This window comes from Cohnella candidum, assembly GCF_003713065.1.
Lineage (GTDB): Bacteria > Bacillota > Bacilli > Paenibacillales > Paenibacillaceae > Cohnella > Cohnella candidum.
In genome coordinates, this window is sequence record NZ_CP033433.1 from 3,914,217 (window position 1) to 3,928,584 (window position 14,368).

Below are 14,368 nucleotides of genomic sequence, written 5' to 3' on the forward strand. Positions count from 1 at the left end.
GGCGGAAGGGACGTTTTTTTCTTGCCTCGTCAGCTTGAAGCGTTCATTTGCACGGGCACAGACTCTTTCTTCTCGAACGCGAGGATACCCCCGTACCAGGCGTGAATCAGGAAGGGCAGCGGGAACAAATACTTCGTCACCGGCCCGTACGGAAGAATGACGAAGACCAGCGAGACCAAGGTTGCGATGGCCGGCCATCTGGACAGCAACCGCGCCCTAAGCATCGCGATGCCTTCCAGAAGCGTCCCAAGCAGCATGAACGGGAACAGCAGCATCATGAGAAACATGCCGGGTCCCTCTTGCGACTGGATGCGCGTCACCGTCTCGGTCGCGGCGGCCAAATCCGCTTCCGTATGCACGTCGCCGTAAAAGACCGGGTAATCGAAAATCTGCAGCGGCGCATGCATGAGATCGAGGACGTAAAACGCGAATATGAAGCCGAAGCTCAGCCAACCCCACCATTTTAGGCCGGACGACTGCCTGAGATACAGCCCGCTCAAGCCCATGAGGAATAACGTGTAAGCGACGACCAGCGCGATGTGCGTCCATACGGCAACGTCCACGAAGTACGACATTTGCCCCATCCCGCTGGGAACGTCTTCGAGATGCGCGTATTGGACGATCGTCGTCAGCATGCTGCCCGCGAGGAGCATCCAGCCGCAAAACCGGAAATATCCGTTCGGCACCGTTATCATGGCAACCTCTCCTTAAACCGCCGTGAACCACGGCTTGATGAGTACGCCGCTCATCTTAAAACCGCCGGTATCCCGCCGGCAAGGGCGCTGTTCCCGGACGATCCGGGAACTTCCTTTCGGGAACCGGCCCATTGGATTTTCGGCAGGCGCGGCGACGCGCGAAATTCCCGACCGGCCGGGAACGCGGCCGTGCTATACTGGTCTCAACTTTACCTATTGGATGGATAAGGAAGGGACCGCAACCCCGATGGATTCGACGACCACACGGCTCCGAACGGCCGCGCTTGCCGGCATGCACGCGCTTTGGTGGGCTTTGGCCCTTCTCTCCGCCGTCGTTTCGATCTATAACCACGCCCTCGGTTTCGATGCGTATGCCGCCCCTTGCTCCAACGACGGCTGCTTCAGCTTCTTTCAGATGAACGAGGCCCAATTCAACCGTTTGTCCTTGCTCGGGATTGATCCCGGCCTGTACAATGCGCTCACTTTCGTCTTGCTCACCGTCCAGAACCTGTCGTCGTGGGCGGTCGGAATCCTGTTGTACCGTTATGGCTGGAAGGATTTCTATTGTCTAACCGCGTCGCTGATGCTCATCGTGACGGGGACGATTTTCAACGTGGACGATCCGCTGTTCGCCGATTACCCGAGGTTAATGGACGGCTTCCTTTTCCTCAATGTCATCGGCTCCCTCTATCTTTTCTTCCTGTTTCTCCTGCCTTACGGGAGGTTCGTGCCCCGCTGGACCGCGGTGCCGGCATTGCTGTGGCTGGCAGGCGTCGTTTTCGGATATTTGCTGCCCGACAATCCATATTTGAACAGCATGAATTGGAACCCGATCCTGCGGCTTATCTACGTCAACGCCGTTCATCTGCTCGTCGTTGGCGTTCAAATCGCGCGCTCCCGGAAGGAGAGCTCCCCCGAGCGACGGCGCCAAATCCGTTGGTTCGCCGTTGGGATGCTGGCCTATATGGCCGGCGGGACCGCGTCGTTGTTTCCGGCCGTGGGCTCGGAAGGCATCTTTAAGCTGCTGATGCACCTGGTTCTCTATTCCGGGTTGTTTCTTCTCCCGTTCTCGATCGGGCTGATGGCGTTCGAACAGCGTATCCGGCGCATGTCCAAAGCGTTCAACCGCGCGCTCGTCTATGTCGCTCTCAGTATCATGATGGTCATGGCGTATGCTTTGCTCGTCGGAGGGCTCGGCCTGCTGTTCCGGGGAAGGGTGAACGACATGATCTCGCTGCTGTCCGCCGGCTTCGTCGCCGTCCTGTTCCAGCCGCTGCGGAGTCAGGCGCAAACCGCCGTCAACCGTCTCGTCTACGGGGACCGGGAAGATCCCCATCAGCTTCTGTCCGGTCTGACGAAACGGCTGGAAGGCGCCCTCACCCACCACTCGCTTCTGCCCGCCGTCGCGGAGACGATCGCCCAAGCGCTTCGCATTCCCTATGCAGCCGTCGAAGTCGATTTCGGCAACGGAGACGAAAGGATAGCGGCTTATGGCACGCCCGGGGAAAGCGAAAGCGCCATCCCGCTTGATGTGCAAGGCGAACGAGTCGGGAGGCTTGTGCTCGGGATAGAAGAGCCGCGCGCGGCCTGGCCGCCGGGACGCCAAACTGCGCTGGACGACTTGATCCGCCAGGTCAGCATCGCCGTGCAATCGGTCCGCCTGACGGAAGAGCTTCACCGTTCGCGGGAGCGGATCGTCATCGCGCGGGAGGAGGAGCGCCGACGGCTGCGGCGGGACCTGCACGACGGGCTCGGCTCCAGCCTGGCCAGCATGATGCTGAGGCTGGACGAGGCGCGCCAGCAGCACGGGCGCGAGCCCGCCCAATCGCTGCAGGCGATCGTGACGGTGCAGGCGCAAATGGGCGCGGCGCTCGATGATATCCGCAGGCTGGTCTACCAGCTGCGCCCTCCGGTGCTCGACGAATTGGGGCTCCGGTTCGCTCTGCGCGAGCTGGCCCTTCAGTTTCAGGATCCTTCCCTCGAAATCCGGTTGGACGACGCTTCGATCCCGAGCGAGCTGCCGGCCGCCGCCGAGGTCGCGGTTTACCGCATCGTGCAGGAAGCGCTGACGAATGTCGTCCGCCATTCCGGCGCGAAGATTTGCCGGATACGCGCTTGGGAAGAAGACGGCGAATTGCGGCTGACGGTCGAAGACGACGGCATCGGCATGGCCGAGCGAAACAAATCGGGCGTCGGCGTGAGGTCCATGAAGGAACGGGCGGAGGAACTGGGCGGGCACTGCGCGTGGGATTCTGAAATCGGCGGCGGAACCCGGATAAGGGTTGAATTGCCGTTGGCGGGAGGAAGATCGGCATGACGGAACGAAACGACGAGGGAATCGAGAAAACGAGGATTTTGCTGGCCGACGACCATCCAATGTTTTGCGAGGGGCTCATCGCCTCCTTGAAGACGGTGGACTCCTTCGAAATCGTCGGCCAGGCGGCGGACGGCGCGGAAGCGGTCCGGCTTGCAGAGTCGCTGCAGCCGGATTTGGTGCTGATGGACGTGAACATGCCCGGGATGAACGGCATCGAAGCGACCCGGGAAATCATCCGCATGAGCCCGCACATAGGAATCCTGATGCTGACCATGTTCGACGACGATTCTTCCGTGTTCGCGGCGATGAAGGCGGGAGCTCGGGGCTATCTGCTCAAAGGTGCCAACAAGGACGAAATCGTCCGCGCGCTGAACGTCGTTGCCGGCGGGGACGTCGTTTTCGGCTCTACGATGGCCAGGAAGATCATGTACTATTTCGAAATGATGGGCGGCCGCGCCCCTGCGCATCCGCTGTTCCCGAACCTGACCGAACGCGAACGTGAAGTGCTGGGCCGGATCGCGTCCGGCCTCGGTAATGCCGAAATCGCACGCAAGCTCGGCTTGTCGCTGAAGACGGTGCGCAACCATGTGTCTAACATCCTGAACAAGCTGCAGGTCGCGGACCGCGCCCAGGCCATTCTCCTCGCGAGGGAGGCCGGCTTGGGGGGGCCGTGACTCTGGTTAGGCTCCGGTTAGGTTAGGCCTGATGGAGTTCGATATCCCCGCGGTAAACCTGGTATGCAGCGTGGTATTCCATCACCCTCGCCACCTCGGTGATGAAGTCCTCGCCGTAGCCCGCGCGCCGCAGCAGGTGGAAGCCCATCTCCATGCCCGACGCGATCCCTCCCGCCGTGATGATCCTGCCGCAATCGACGACCCGGGCCCGGCTGATCCGGGCGGCGGGCGCGATTTCCGCGAGCCGGTCGATCGGCACTTTCCCCATGCCCGAGGCTTCGAGCCTATCGGGCTCTTTGCGGTTGGTGGCGGCGAGCCCATCGAGCAGTCCCATCCGGCCGTATACCCACGACCCCGTGCATACGCTTGTCAACAGGCACGATTCCGGCAGAGATTCGATAAAGCGGTGAAGGCTGCGGTTGTGCATTTCCTGGCGGGTCCCGAAGCCGCCCGGGATCAGGAAAGCGTCCATGTCCGGCGCGTCCCGGAAGCCGTAATTCGGAAGAACGGTAAGCCCCGCCTGCGTCTGGACCGGCCGCATCGCGTCCGCGACCAGGAAGGCGTCGAGCTCCGGATCCAGCCTGCGGGCGACGGAGAATACCCCGTACGGCGCGGCGTAGTCGACAATCTCCGCGTCTTTGAATACGTACACGCCTAATCGGAAGCCTGATTTCTTGTTCATTTTCGATGTCCTCCATTCCATGGGATTGGAGATTATGCTATCATCAGCTTACCGATTTGAGAAACGAATGTTTAAAATGGTTGGTATCGCAAAATGAAATGGATGGGCGGCGAGGAATCGGATGTTGGATAAATTGGAGGGGCGTTTTTTCGTGACTTTCCTCGCGGTGCTTGAGGAAGGCAGTTTCAGCCAGGCGGCCGATAAGCTCGGCTACGTGCAATCGACCGTGACCGCGCAAATCCGCCAGTTGGAGCAGACCTGCGGGCAAACGTTGTTCCAGCGCCTGCCGAGGGGCGTCGTCCCGACGGAGGCCGGCCGGGAGATGGCCGACTATGCCCGCCGTTTCCGCCGGCTGGGAGAAATGCTCGAGGAGCGGATGAGCCGCCTGGAGGAGCCGCGAGGAACGGTCGTTCTTCGGACGATGGAATCGTTCTGCGTGACCCGTCTCTCCGGGTTTTTGCCCGGTTTTCTCGGCGAATATCCGGAGATCCGCCTTCGCCTCGAGACCGGCTTCCAATCCGATATCGTCGACCAAGTCGCGCGGCACGCCGCGGATATCGGCATCGTTCCCCGCGATCCGGGACGGGACGATCTCACATTCGAACCCCTCGTCGATGAAAAAATGATCTTCGCGGCCTCCGCCGAGCTTGCGCGCGGCATCGAGGACGAAGGCTGGTCCGCTTTGAACGGCCGCCCCGCGATCGGTTTCGGCCGAAGCTGCCTCTACCGGGCGGTCGCCGGAAAGCTGCTGGGAGAGCAAGGCGCTCCGGTGCCGGAGGAAACGGAATTTCCGAGCACGGAGCTGATCCGCCAAATGGTGGCGGCCGGACACGGCGTGGCTTTCCTTCCCGAAATCGCCGTTCGTGGGGAAATCGCATCCGGGAGGGTCGCGGAAATTCCGATGCCCAGGGAAGTCCGTTTGACCCACGGCTTGATCACGCGTAAAGACCGGGTGCTGAACGCCCCGGCCCGCGCTTTGCGAAACAAACTGTCGGCTTATTTCGCGTAAAACCCTTGTTCTTCCGCATACCGGCCCCAATGGGGACGGTTGCCGTCCGCGTCGATGATCCCGTAATCGTCGGACAAGCCCCAAGACGAGAAGATCCCGCCGGTGCGCTGCAGGACGTTCGGATCCGCCGCCAGCGCCGCTATTCCCCTGGCTACGAAGGCCGGCGTTTCGGACATGATGAAATGCGGTTCCAGCTTCACGGCTTCCTTCCAGTTCTGTTCCGTCACGCCGAAATGGTCCAGCATTTCCTCCGAGCGTAGAAAGCCCGGCGTCACTGAAACCGCGGCCACCCCATGCGGCTTCAATTCCGCCGCCATGCTCTCAGCCAGATGAATCGCCGATATTTTCGCGAGACTGTAATAGAGGTTGCCGCGGTACCGGTAATCGAAGCCGTCGGTGATTTCTAGGATCAGTCCGCTTTTTCTTTCGACCATGAGCGGAGCTGCGTAGTAGCTGGCGATCATGTGCGTGTGCACCGCCCGCCGTTGCATCAGCAGCCCGTCTGCAAGCGAAGATTCCCAAAACGGCGTACCCCACGCGGTTAACTTCTCTCCGCCCCACACGTCGTTGACCAGGATGTCGAGCCGGCCTCCTTGCTCCTCCTTCACCCTGCGGAACAGCGCAGCCACTTCTTCCTCCACGGTGTAGTCGACCCTTACGGCGATGCCTTTGCCGCCCCGGACTTCGATGCGCTCGGCCGTCTCTTCGATCGTTTCCGGACGGTTAAGGTCCGACGGATTGCCGCGCGTGCTGCGTCCCGTGCAGTAGACGGTGGCCCCGGCAGCGCCGAGCTCGACGGCGATCGCCCTGCCCGCTCCCCGTGTCGCGCCTGCAACGACGGCTACTTTTCCTTCCAAAGGTCTTTCCTTCATTTTGGGTTGCCTCCCTATGTGGTTTTGACAATCCCATCATAAAGTGAGGAATATGACAATGTCCGTCATATTGGTATGTTAAAATCAAAGCAAACGGAGAAAAAGGAGCGGCGGCGTTTGAAAGCGGACCGGCTGTTATCGATCCTTATGTGGCTGCAGACAAACGGACGGGCGACGGCCAGAGAGCTCGCCGCCCGGCTTGAGGTCTCGGAAAGAACCGTCCACCGCGACATGGAGACGCTGGGCATGGCGGGCATCCCGGTTGTAGCGGATCGCGGTTACCGCGGCGGTTGGTCGCTGCCGGAAGGATACCGTTCCCGGTTGACCGGGATGACGGCGGACGAAATATCTTCGTTGCTGCTGCTCGGCACTTCCAGTGTGGTGAAGGATCTGGGTTTGACCGACAGCGCGCAGGCCGCGTTCCGCAAGCTGCTGGCGGCGCTGCCCGCATCCGTTCGCGAGAATGCGGAGATCGCCCGCCAGCGGATTCACGTCGACGGAGCCGGTTGGCGCCCGCCCGCGGGTTCTTCCTCCGCCGACGCCGAGCGCCTTTCCATCATCCAGCAGGCGGTGTGGGAGGAGAGAACGCTTCGGATCCTCTACCGTGCGGTCGTCGCTGATATGGACAAAGAGCGTGTCGTCGCTCCTTTGGGCTTGGTGGCCAAACAGAGCGTTTGGTATATGATCGCGATCGCGGACGGCGATATGCGCACGTACCGGATTTCCCGGCTGTCCGCGGTTACGCTGCTCGATGAGCGCTTCGAACGGCCTGACGGGTTCGAGTTGGCGGCATATTGGGAGCAATCGACGGAGCGGTTTCGGGCGACTTTACCGCGGTATCCCGCTCGGGTGAGGGTGTCCGAAGCCAGGTGGCCCCGTTTTGCGGCAGAAAGGTATGTGTACTTGCAGGGGGAGAGATTGCCGGTGGACGGCTGGATCGAGGCGGACGTCGAGTTCCATACGCTCGACTCCGCCTGCGGCATCATGCTCAGCTACGGAAAGCACGCGGAAGCGTTGGAGCCGGAAGAGCTGCGGCTCGCTGTTCGCTCGGAACTTCAAGCGCTTGGCGAGCTCTATGGCATATGACAAAGGCTGCTTCGGATTTTGTCCCAGTCAGCCTTTTTTTCATACCTCAGTTACGCGCCGTTAGACGGTAAGACCGTCTTCGGTAACGCCAAAGTAACCAAATCCGCTCCGCAAGACGGTGAGAACGTCTTCGGTACTGCCAAAGTAACCGAATCTGCTCCACAAGACGGCGAAATCGTCTTCGGTAATGTCAGAGTAACGGAAATCACTCCGGTAACAGCACACGCTCACGCACGCGCGTCCTCCCTTACCGGGTTTTTCCCGGCTACAGCACTCTACCACACTCTCACGTCCGCTCTAACCGGGATTTTCCCGGTTACAGCACTCTCAGCGCTTGAACATCCTCTCAAGGGAAGCCCGAGAGGCTTCCCTTATCCGTGGTGCTCCAGCCGTTTGGTCGTTTCCAGTTGCAGGACCTCGCCTTTGCGAAACGGAACCGGGCGGCGGAAAAGCGGCCCGTCGTAGACGAAAGTGTGGTATTCCCCGCCTTCTCCCATCGGGCATACGTTTTCCATGGCGATATCTTCGTAGAAGGACCGGTCCACCTCGCGCCCCAGCCAATCCTCGGTCAGCGCGCCGTCGCGTACCCGAATGACGACCGCACGGTAGCCCGACTCCACGAAAGTTAGCAGGGCGTCCCGGGTTCCGGAAGGCTCCATCCACAACGGATACAACGCCTCTAAGCCGGCGGCGGAAGCTGCGCCCGTTCCCCATTCGCGATGCTCCTCCAGGAAGAGATCGCCGAATGCGACGGCCTCCAACTGATACTTTGCTTTCAATTCCTTAAGTGTCCGAACGTAATCTTCCGTATAGCCGGCGAACGTGCAAGCAATCCACTCGACCGGGAGTCCGAGCGCGTCCGCTTGTTCCCCGATCCGCTCCGCCCTCTCCCCGTGGCCGAACGTGCGGCCGATGTCGGCCGGCAGCGTCGTCAACAGGCAGGCGACTTCGTGACCGTCTTTGACGAGACGGTCGAGCGCCATGCAGCTGTCTTTGCCCCCGCTCCAGGAGAGCGCGACTCTCTTTTTCACAGCGTCCTTCCTCCCCCTAGTCGCCACTTGCAATCATCTTACAACAATTCCGCGCGCCTGGGCCAAGCGCCCGGACGAATCTCCGCTCCCGCCATATCGTAGGAGCAGGAGGTGCGGCGAATGCCGAATTACCGCATTATCGTCGACTTGTCGGACAGAAGGCTCTACTTGCTGGACGGCGACGCGGTCGTCCGGTCGTTTCCCGTCGGTATCGGACGCATCGCGGCGGCGACGCCGACCGGCAGGCTGCACATCGTGAACAAATCGCCGAATCCGGGCGGCCCATTCGGGGTCATGTGGATGGGACTTTCCAAGCCGCATTACGGCATCCACGGCACGAACGACCCGTCATCGATTGGCAAAATGGTGTCCCATGGCTGCATCCGAATGTACAACCAAGACGTTCTGGCGCTCTCCCGGCTCGTTCCCGTAGGGACGTCGGTCACCATACGCAATTGACACCCCGTCCTCCCGGTGTTATGAAGGAGAGGAAGAGACGGGAGGTTGGGATCGTGAAAATATTGATCGCCGGAGCCGGTGCGGTCGGCGGCTATGCGGCAGCCAGGATGCTCGAAGCGGGCGCCGACGTTACGCTGCTCGTCCGGGAGAACCGGAAAAGGCTTTTGGAGGAAAACGGGCTTACGGTGATAAGCCCGGTCGGCAACTTCTCGGGCAAGCCCAAGGTGATCACGGCGGGTGAGGCGGCCGGTCCTTATGATCTCATCGTCGTCGCCATGAAAGCTTACGGCTTGGAGCAGGCGCTCGAGGACCTGCGGCCTTATGCCGGCGAAAACACGGCGCTGCTGCCTTTCCTGAACGGCATCCGGCATATGGACTTGATCACGGCGAGCTTCCCTGGCCGCCCGCTGCTCGGCGGCGTCGCCCGGATCGAAACGACGTTGGACGAGCAGGGACGGATTGTCCATTTTAGTCCCATGCAATCGTTCACCTATGGGCGTTACGGGGATATGACCGATGAACGCTACGCGGAGCTGCGGACGGAGTTGTCGAAAATCCCGCTATTACGGGAGCATGACGACATCGTACGGGATTTGTGGGAAAAGTATATGTTCATCAGCGTCATGTCCGGCTTGACCACGCTGTTCGACGCGACGGTCGGCGAAATTCGCGACGCCGCGGGAATGGTGCCGTTCGAGCGGTTTTCGGCGGAAGCGGCGAATACGATTGCGGCCGCCGGCGGCAGACTGGGGGACGGCATCCGGGAGCGCCAGCTGCAGGCGATTGCCGGGATGGCGCCCGGCAGCACGACTTCAATGCTTCGTGACATGCGCCAGGGACTGCCGACGGAAAGCCGGCACATTCAAGGTTACCTGCTGGAGCTGGCAGGTCGGCACGGAATCGACACTCCATTGCTGGAGACGGCCTACCATAAGCTCTCGATCTACGAGAACGCAAAACGGACCCGCTAGGGTCCGTTTTTTATTTCGGCGAAGCAGCCGCCTCTTGGCCGATCCGATGGGAGAATTCGTCTCCCCAAGCCTTCATGCTGCTGATGATCGGCGCCAGGGTGCGGCCGAAATCGGTCATCGAGTACTCCACCTTCGGCGGAACCTCCCGGTACACCTCGCGGTGGATCACTCCGTCGTCTTCCAGCTCCCGAAGCTGCAGCGTCAGCATCCTTTGCGTGACCCCGGGAATGAGCCGGCGGAAATCGCTGAATCTTTTGGTCCCGCCCAAAAGATGATAGAGGATGATGCTTTTCCATTTGCCGCCGATCACGTCCAGCGCCGCCTCCACCGAACAGGAATACTTTCGCCCGGCAGCCGCTTCTTTAGAACTCCCCATGGCCGCGTCTCCTCCCAATGGTATAAAAAGTGTGACTATATCACAACAATGTGCGTACTTCCCATCATACCACATATTCCCTACAATGAGACCACACACAAAGGAGGAGAGAATCTTGACCCTGCAAAAAGAAGAGATTTTGTCGGCTTATAACTTCCGCCATGCATGCAAGGAATTTGATCCCGACCGGAAAATAACCGACGAGGATTTCGCCTTCCTGCTCGAAACGGCCCGCTTGTCCCCGAGCTCCTACGGCTTCGAACCGTGGAAAATCGCGGTGCTGCAGGATCCCGTCATCCGGGAGAAGCTTCGGCCTTATTCCTGGGGCGCCCAGAAGCAGCTGCCGACCGCCAGCCATTTCGTACTGTTCCTCGCCCGTACGCGGGATGCACTCATGCCGGGATCCGAACACATTCGCCATATGGTCGAGGATGTACAAAAGCTGCCTCCGGAAGCCGTCGAGAATAAGAAACGCGTCTACCGCAAATTCCTGGAGTCCGACTTCGAACTCCTGGACACCGATCGCGCGGTATGGGATTGGGCAGGCAAGCAGGCGTACATTGCGCTCGGAAACATGATGACTGCTGCGGCCTTGATCGGCATCGATTCCTGCCCCATTGAAGGGTTCGAGCATGAGCCGGTCGAGCGGATTCTTCGCGAAGAGGGAATCGCGGACGGCGAGCAGCTGCGGCTCGTCTGCATGGTCGGCTTCGGCTTCCGCGTTCGTGAACCCCGCCCGAAAACGAGACAATCGATCGAGGAGATCGTGACCTGGCGGTAAATACTCCATAAATGCGAACAAGCGGGCCCTTGAACGGGCCCGCTTGTTTTTTGATTCCCGGAACAATCCGCGAATCAAACACGTCTATACAGCATAAGGAGGCGTTGACCTATGGCCAAGTGGCTGATCGCAGTCAGTTTAACCATCCTCTTGCTCGGATGCGCGGACAAACCCGACGCGAAACCGCATGGAGCAAATCCGCCTGACGCCACGGTCCAAGTCGGGGACCGGACTTTCGCAACCAAGCTCGGCACCTACTGCTGGGGCCGATGCGTGGACATGGTCGGTGCCGCTCAGCTCCTGGAAGGCCGAGAACCGATCCGTGTGAATCCTAACCAAGAGGTTTCGCTCACGATGGCTTATGAACCGCAGCCGAATCAGTTCCATCTCATGCAAGAAAGCGGTTCGGGTCAGACGGAAATTTCGCTAAGCGGCAACGCTTTCAAAGCTCCCGCCCAGCCCGGCCTCTATTACTATACTTACAGCGTGTGGTGGATGGACGAAGAACGCGCCAACGTTTCGAACGGCGACGCCTCTTACGTTTTCGCGCTTCAAGTAGCGACCGAGTGATTCCGGCTACCTGCTTGCCCCGCCACCGCCGGAGGAGCCCCCACCTCCCCCGCCGCCCCAACGCCCGCCGCCTGAGGAGCCTCCTCCGGACGATCCTCCTCTGCGACCTAGCATACTCAAGATTCCGTACGTGACGGCGCCGCCCGTAAACTTAAAATCCAGCAGGATCAGAACCGCAATCCCGAGGCCACCCAACAGCTTGATCGGCCAAGGCAGCGAGCTCCAAAATCCCCCGCCTTCATCGCCGTAATCGGGGACCGGCATGTCCCCCGATCCGATGGAAGATGCGTCGACGCCGTACTCCGCCGCCATCTCGCGGATCAGCGCGCTCTGCGTCTTGAAGAACGCGTCATCCAGGTGACCGGCGTTCCGGTTCGGAACGAAATACCGATCGAGGATCTCCCCGGCCTTGCCGTCCGGGATCCGCCCTTCCATGCCGTATCCGACTTCGATCCGCACATGGTTTTCTTGTTTGGCGTACAGCAGCAGCACGCCGTCATTCCGTTTCTTGTCCCCTAAACCCAGTTCGCGGAACTTCGCGACCGCGTACTCCTCAAGCGTGCGGCTGCCCAGATCGGTTACGGTCACGACGCCGATTTGGGCCGTACCGGTCTGCTCGTGAAGCCAGACGGCTTGGCGATACAACGCTTCCACGGTCTGTCCGGAAATGACCCCGGCTTCATCCTGCACATAGACGCCGTACCGGGAATCCGCCTGCGCAAACGCTCCCCCCGCCGCAGCGAACAGGGCGAGCACCGCGAGACAAGCCGCGGCGAAAACCTTCAGCCGCCCCTCCGCCATCTCAGAACTTCACGTCGGGAGCATTTTCCGCCCCCGCTTTGGCTTGGAAGTAGGTCTTCTTGTCGAACCCGAACATTCCGGCAAAGATCGCCGCGGGAAACTTCCGGACCTTCGTGTTATAGACCGAAACCGCATCGTTATAATCCTTACGGGCGACCGCGATCCGGTTCTCCGTGCCCGACAGTTCGTCCATCAGCCTCGTGAACTGGGCATCCGCTTTCAGATCCGGGTAGTTCTCCACCACGACCAACAGCCTGGACAGCGCACTTGTCAGCTCCGAATCGGCCGCCGCTTTCTGCTCGGGCGTGCCGGCCCCGGCCAGCCGGGCGCGCGCGTCGGAAATCGCGGTCAGCACTTCTTTTTCGTGCGCGGCATACCCTTTGACCGTTTGGACCAAATTCGGAATCAGATCCGCCCGGCGCTGCAACTGGACGTCAATCGTCGCGAATTTATTGTCCACGTCCGTTTCCGAAGAGACGAGCCGGTTGTAAGATCCGATGCCCGTGAAAAGCAGAATCAAAACGAGTGCCCCAATGATGATCAAACTCATCGTCGAACGTTTCATGCGTTTGCCCCCATCCATCCGTTCTGCGCCTCGAACCAGAGGCTGTCCTTCCTACTCTACTCTCCGAAAATGCCACCTATGCCGGAAGAATTGCAAAGGACCCGATTGCTTGGTCATCTCTTACCCCAATTCGCGAGAGTCGCACCGCTGGAGAATGGCCCCCGAATAACAGCGTTCCCCATGCGAAAAAGCCCCAACCGTCCATCCCATAAGGGATGGCAGATTGGGGCCGCCTTTGTTGTCTTATTCTCCCTAGCCTTCGGGATAACCTTCCCCGTAACCGCCTGCGGCTGCTGCCTCATCTTCCTCTTCGGCCCGCTTCCGCATCCGCTCCAGCACGACCGAAATATCGTCGGGCTGGAGCAGCTCGACCGGGGAGACTCCCTTCTCGAATTCGAAGTTGTCCCCTTCGATCACGACGACGTAGCGCCCGTTATGGCTGGCCAAATGAATCGATTTCCCGTAATCGGCCATATGGCCGCGCACGGAAATCCCCGCGAGCTTCAGCTTCAGCTCAAGCTCCGGCTGGTACGCGGTGAGTCTCGTCGCCGCCTCCAGTACCCGCTCGTGCGCCCACAGCTCCTGCAGCTCCCGCTTCTCCGAAGCGGACCAGAGCTCGAATTGTTTTCTCTCCCTCTCGAGCTCATCGATCCCCTCGACCCCCGCGAACCGCGCCTCGTTCACCTCCGGCTCTTCCAATGCCGCGGCGGCGACTGCGGCGGCTTCGGGCCACTTGGTCTCCATGTATTCCGTGAACATCTCTGCCACCTGGTCGCTGACGATTTCCGGCTTGGACTTCTCGTACGAAACGTACTTGAGAAAATCCTCGAAATACCGCGCATGCGATGCCTGGTGGATTTTGAGCTCCCACTCCTCAAGCATTCCCGGCTCCGGCATGTGGGGGTACATGATGGACTTGATGTTTCGTGCGTTAATGGCCATTTCCACTTTGGAAATCAGGCTGTGCTCGTCGGAAATGCGGGCGATTTTGTTCTCGAAGTCGCATTTGAGCAGGAAAACGAACGGATCGTCGAATAACTCGTTCAGCTTTGCGAGCGCTACGATGAACGCTCCTCCGCGAACCGCGCTGGCGTCCATATAGATGCGGATCAGATCGTCGCCCATCATGTGGAATTGCTGCTTGTCCGGAGCGGTTCGAAGCCGCTGGAACAGGTTGTAGTTCGGGTTGCTCGTCAACTCATGGCCCGGCTCGACCATGAAACGCCCGATTTTGGTCGGCACCGCCTCGCTGATCGGATTGACTTCCGCCTTGCGTTTGCCGATGCGAGCGAATTCGCTGTCCAGGAATTCCTTGAGCTCGCTGTCCTGGTATTCCTCATGGGTCAATGTCTGATAGTGCTTATATCGCTTGGTTGTATCGGTCTCGGAACCATCGGAATGGATCACGAAAAAGCTCAGGTATTGGACGGAAAATTTCATGTGAGCGCGGTCTCCTTATGGGGCGTTCTCCTAACTGTT

General features: G+C 60.1%; 16 protein-coding genes. 8 read left to right on the forward strand and 8 right to left on the reverse strand.

Features of this window, described 5'->3' with window-relative positions; translation table 11 throughout:
- Positions 1-29: 29 nt before the first annotated feature.
- Positions 30-695: a hypothetical protein gene (locus EAV92_RS17855; protein ID WP_123042349.1), complete on the reverse strand. Its 666-nt coding sequence runs from the start codon at positions 693-695 to the stop codon at positions 30-32.
- Positions 696-942: 247 nt separating this feature from the next.
- Between EAV92_RS17855 and EAV92_RS17860 the strand changes: the two genes are divergently transcribed.
- Both EAV92_RS17860 and EAV92_RS17865 read left to right on the forward strand, forming a co-directional pair.
- Positions 943-3,012: a sensor histidine kinase gene (locus EAV92_RS17860; RefSeq protein WP_164472831.1), complete on the forward strand. Its 2,070-nt coding sequence runs from the start codon at positions 943-945 to the stop codon at positions 3,010-3,012.
- Positions 3,009-3,686, forward strand: a complete 678-nt coding sequence (locus EAV92_RS17865) for a response regulator (RefSeq protein ID WP_123042351.1) — start codon at positions 3,009-3,011, stop codon at positions 3,684-3,686. Before EAV92_RS17860 ends, EAV92_RS17865 begins: the two co-directional genes overlap by 4 nt.
- Positions 3,687-3,708: 22 nt before the next feature.
- On the opposite strand, the gene EAV92_RS17870 is transcribed toward EAV92_RS17865, so the two are convergent.
- On the reverse strand, positions 3,709-4,368 hold the full coding sequence (locus EAV92_RS17870) for a DJ-1/PfpI family protein (protein ID WP_123042352.1): 660 nt from the start codon (positions 4,366-4,368) through the stop codon (positions 3,709-3,711).
- 121 nt (positions 4,369-4,489) lie between these two features.
- Here EAV92_RS17870 and EAV92_RS17875 point away from each other — a divergent pair, with 121 nt between their 5' ends.
- A complete protein-coding gene (locus EAV92_RS17875) occupies positions 4,490-5,377 on the forward strand; it encodes a LysR family transcriptional regulator (RefSeq protein WP_123042353.1) in 888 nt (295 codons plus the stop codon).
- Here the strand turns inward: EAV92_RS17875 and EAV92_RS17880 are convergent.
- Positions 5,365-6,249 (reverse strand): SDR family oxidoreductase, encoded by an 885-nt coding sequence (locus tag EAV92_RS17880; RefSeq protein WP_123042354.1) that lies wholly within the window; start codon positions 6,247-6,249, stop codon positions 5,365-5,367. The two genes, EAV92_RS17875 and EAV92_RS17880, sit on opposite strands and share 13 nt — an antisense overlap.
- A 117-nt stretch (positions 6,250-6,366) precedes the next feature.
- Between EAV92_RS17880 and EAV92_RS17885 the strand changes: the two genes are divergently transcribed.
- The gene (locus tag EAV92_RS17885; RefSeq protein WP_123042355.1) at positions 6,367-7,335 is read left to right on the forward strand and encodes a helix-turn-helix transcriptional regulator; all 969 of its coding nucleotides are present in this window, start codon (positions 6,367-6,369) and stop codon (positions 7,333-7,335) included.
- 371 nt (positions 7,336-7,706) lie between these two features.
- Here the strand turns inward: EAV92_RS17885 and EAV92_RS17890 are convergent, their stop codons facing one another.
- Positions 7,707-8,366, reverse strand: a complete 660-nt coding sequence (locus EAV92_RS17890) for a Dph6-related ATP pyrophosphatase (RefSeq protein WP_123042356.1) — start codon at positions 8,364-8,366, stop codon at positions 7,707-7,709.
- A 120-nt stretch (positions 8,367-8,486) separates the two neighbouring features.
- Here EAV92_RS17890 and EAV92_RS17895 point away from each other — a divergent pair, with 120 nt between their 5' ends.
- Both EAV92_RS17895 and EAV92_RS17900 read left to right on the forward strand, forming a co-directional pair.
- Complete coding sequence (locus EAV92_RS17895) at positions 8,487-8,825, forward strand: L,D-transpeptidase (RefSeq protein WP_123042357.1); 339 nt, start codon at positions 8,487-8,489, stop codon at positions 8,823-8,825.
- Positions 8,826-8,878: 53 nt separating this feature from the next.
- A complete protein-coding gene (locus EAV92_RS17900) occupies positions 8,879-9,796 on the forward strand; it encodes a 2-dehydropantoate 2-reductase (protein ID WP_164472832.1) in 918 nt (305 codons plus the stop codon).
- A gap of 10 nt (positions 9,797-9,806) precedes the next feature.
- Here EAV92_RS17900 and EAV92_RS17905 read toward each other — a convergent pair whose 3' ends face one another.
- Positions 9,807-10,172 (reverse strand): winged helix-turn-helix transcriptional regulator, encoded by a 366-nt coding sequence (locus EAV92_RS17905; protein ID WP_123042359.1) that lies wholly within the window; start codon positions 10,170-10,172, stop codon positions 9,807-9,809.
- Between the two features lie 85 nt (positions 10,173-10,257).
- On the opposite strand from EAV92_RS17905, the gene EAV92_RS17910 reads away from it, so the two are divergent.
- The gene (locus tag EAV92_RS17910) at positions 10,258-10,953 is read left to right on the forward strand and encodes an NAD(P)H-dependent oxidoreductase (protein WP_206424231.1); all 696 of its coding nucleotides are present in this window, start codon (positions 10,258-10,260) and stop codon (positions 10,951-10,953) included.
- A 111-nt stretch (positions 10,954-11,064) separates the two neighbouring features.
- A complete protein-coding gene (locus EAV92_RS17915; protein ID WP_206424232.1) occupies positions 11,065-11,523 on the forward strand; it encodes a hypothetical protein in 459 nt (152 codons plus the stop codon).
- A 6-nt stretch (positions 11,524-11,529) separates the two neighbouring features.
- Here the strand turns inward: EAV92_RS17915 and EAV92_RS24605 are convergent, their stop codons facing one another.
- The 3 genes from EAV92_RS24605 to EAV92_RS17930 all read right to left on the reverse strand — a co-directional run bounded on the left by EAV92_RS24605 (position 11,530) and on the right by EAV92_RS17930 (position 14,329).
- Positions 11,530-12,324 carry a TPM domain-containing protein gene (locus tag EAV92_RS24605; protein ID WP_164472833.1) on the reverse strand — a complete coding sequence of 265 codons (795 nt, stop codon included), beginning with the start codon at positions 12,322-12,324 and terminating at the stop codon, positions 11,530-11,532.
- A 1-nt stretch (position 12,325) separates the two neighbouring features.
- Positions 12,326-12,889, reverse strand: coding sequence for a LemA family protein (locus EAV92_RS17925; RefSeq protein ID WP_123043796.1), 564 nt, complete (start codon positions 12,887-12,889; stop codon positions 12,326-12,328).
- A 252-nt stretch (positions 12,890-13,141) separates the two neighbouring features.
- The gene (locus tag EAV92_RS17930) at positions 13,142-14,329 is read right to left on the reverse strand and encodes a DUF3900 domain-containing protein (RefSeq protein WP_123042360.1); all 1,188 of its coding nucleotides are present in this window, start codon (positions 14,327-14,329) and stop codon (positions 13,142-13,144) included.
- Positions 14,330-14,368: the final 39 nt, after the last annotated feature.

Bases quoted from the DNA above. Each gene is read 5' to 3' on its own strand.
- EAV92_RS17855 (WP_123042349.1), bottom strand. From the start codon at position 695: ATGATAACGGTGCCGAACGGATATTTCCGGTTTTGCGGCTGGATGCTC.
- EAV92_RS17860 (WP_164472831.1), top strand. From the start codon at position 943: ATGGATTCGACGACCACACGGCTCCGAACGGCCGCGCTTGCCGGCATG.
- EAV92_RS17865 (WP_123042351.1), top strand. From the start codon at position 3,009: ATGACGGAACGAAACGACGAGGGAATCGAGAAAACGAGGATTTTGCTG.
- EAV92_RS17870 (WP_123042352.1), bottom strand. From the start codon at position 4,368: ATGAACAAGAAATCAGGCTTCCGATTAGGCGTGTACGTATTCAAAGAC.
- EAV92_RS17875 (WP_123042353.1), top strand. From the start codon at position 4,490: ATGTTGGATAAATTGGAGGGGCGTTTTTTCGTGACTTTCCTCGCGGTG.
- EAV92_RS17880 (WP_123042354.1), bottom strand. From the start codon at position 6,249: ATGAAGGAAAGACCTTTGGAAGGAAAAGTAGCCGTCGTTGCAGGCGCG.
- EAV92_RS17895 (WP_123042357.1), top strand. From the start codon at position 8,487: ATGCCGAATTACCGCATTATCGTCGACTTGTCGGACAGAAGGCTCTAC.
- EAV92_RS17905 (WP_123042359.1), bottom strand. From the start codon at position 10,172: ATGGGGAGTTCTAAAGAAGCGGCTGCCGGGCGAAAGTATTCCTGTTCG.
- EAV92_RS17910 (WP_206424231.1), top strand. From the start codon at position 10,258: ATGAGACCACACACAAAGGAGGAGAGAATCTTGACCCTGCAAAAAGAA.
- EAV92_RS17915 (WP_206424232.1), top strand. From the start codon at position 11,065: ATGGCCAAGTGGCTGATCGCAGTCAGTTTAACCATCCTCTTGCTCGGA.
- EAV92_RS24605 (WP_164472833.1), bottom strand. From the start codon at position 12,324: ATGGCGGAGGGGCGGCTGAAGGTTTTCGCCGCGGCTTGTCTCGCGGTG.
- EAV92_RS17925 (WP_123043796.1), bottom strand. From the start codon at position 12,889: ATGAAACGTTCGACGATGAGTTTGATCATCATTGGGGCACTCGTTTTG.
- EAV92_RS17930 (WP_123042360.1), bottom strand. From the start codon at position 14,329: ATGAAATTTTCCGTCCAATACCTGAGCTTTTTCGTGATCCATTCCGAT.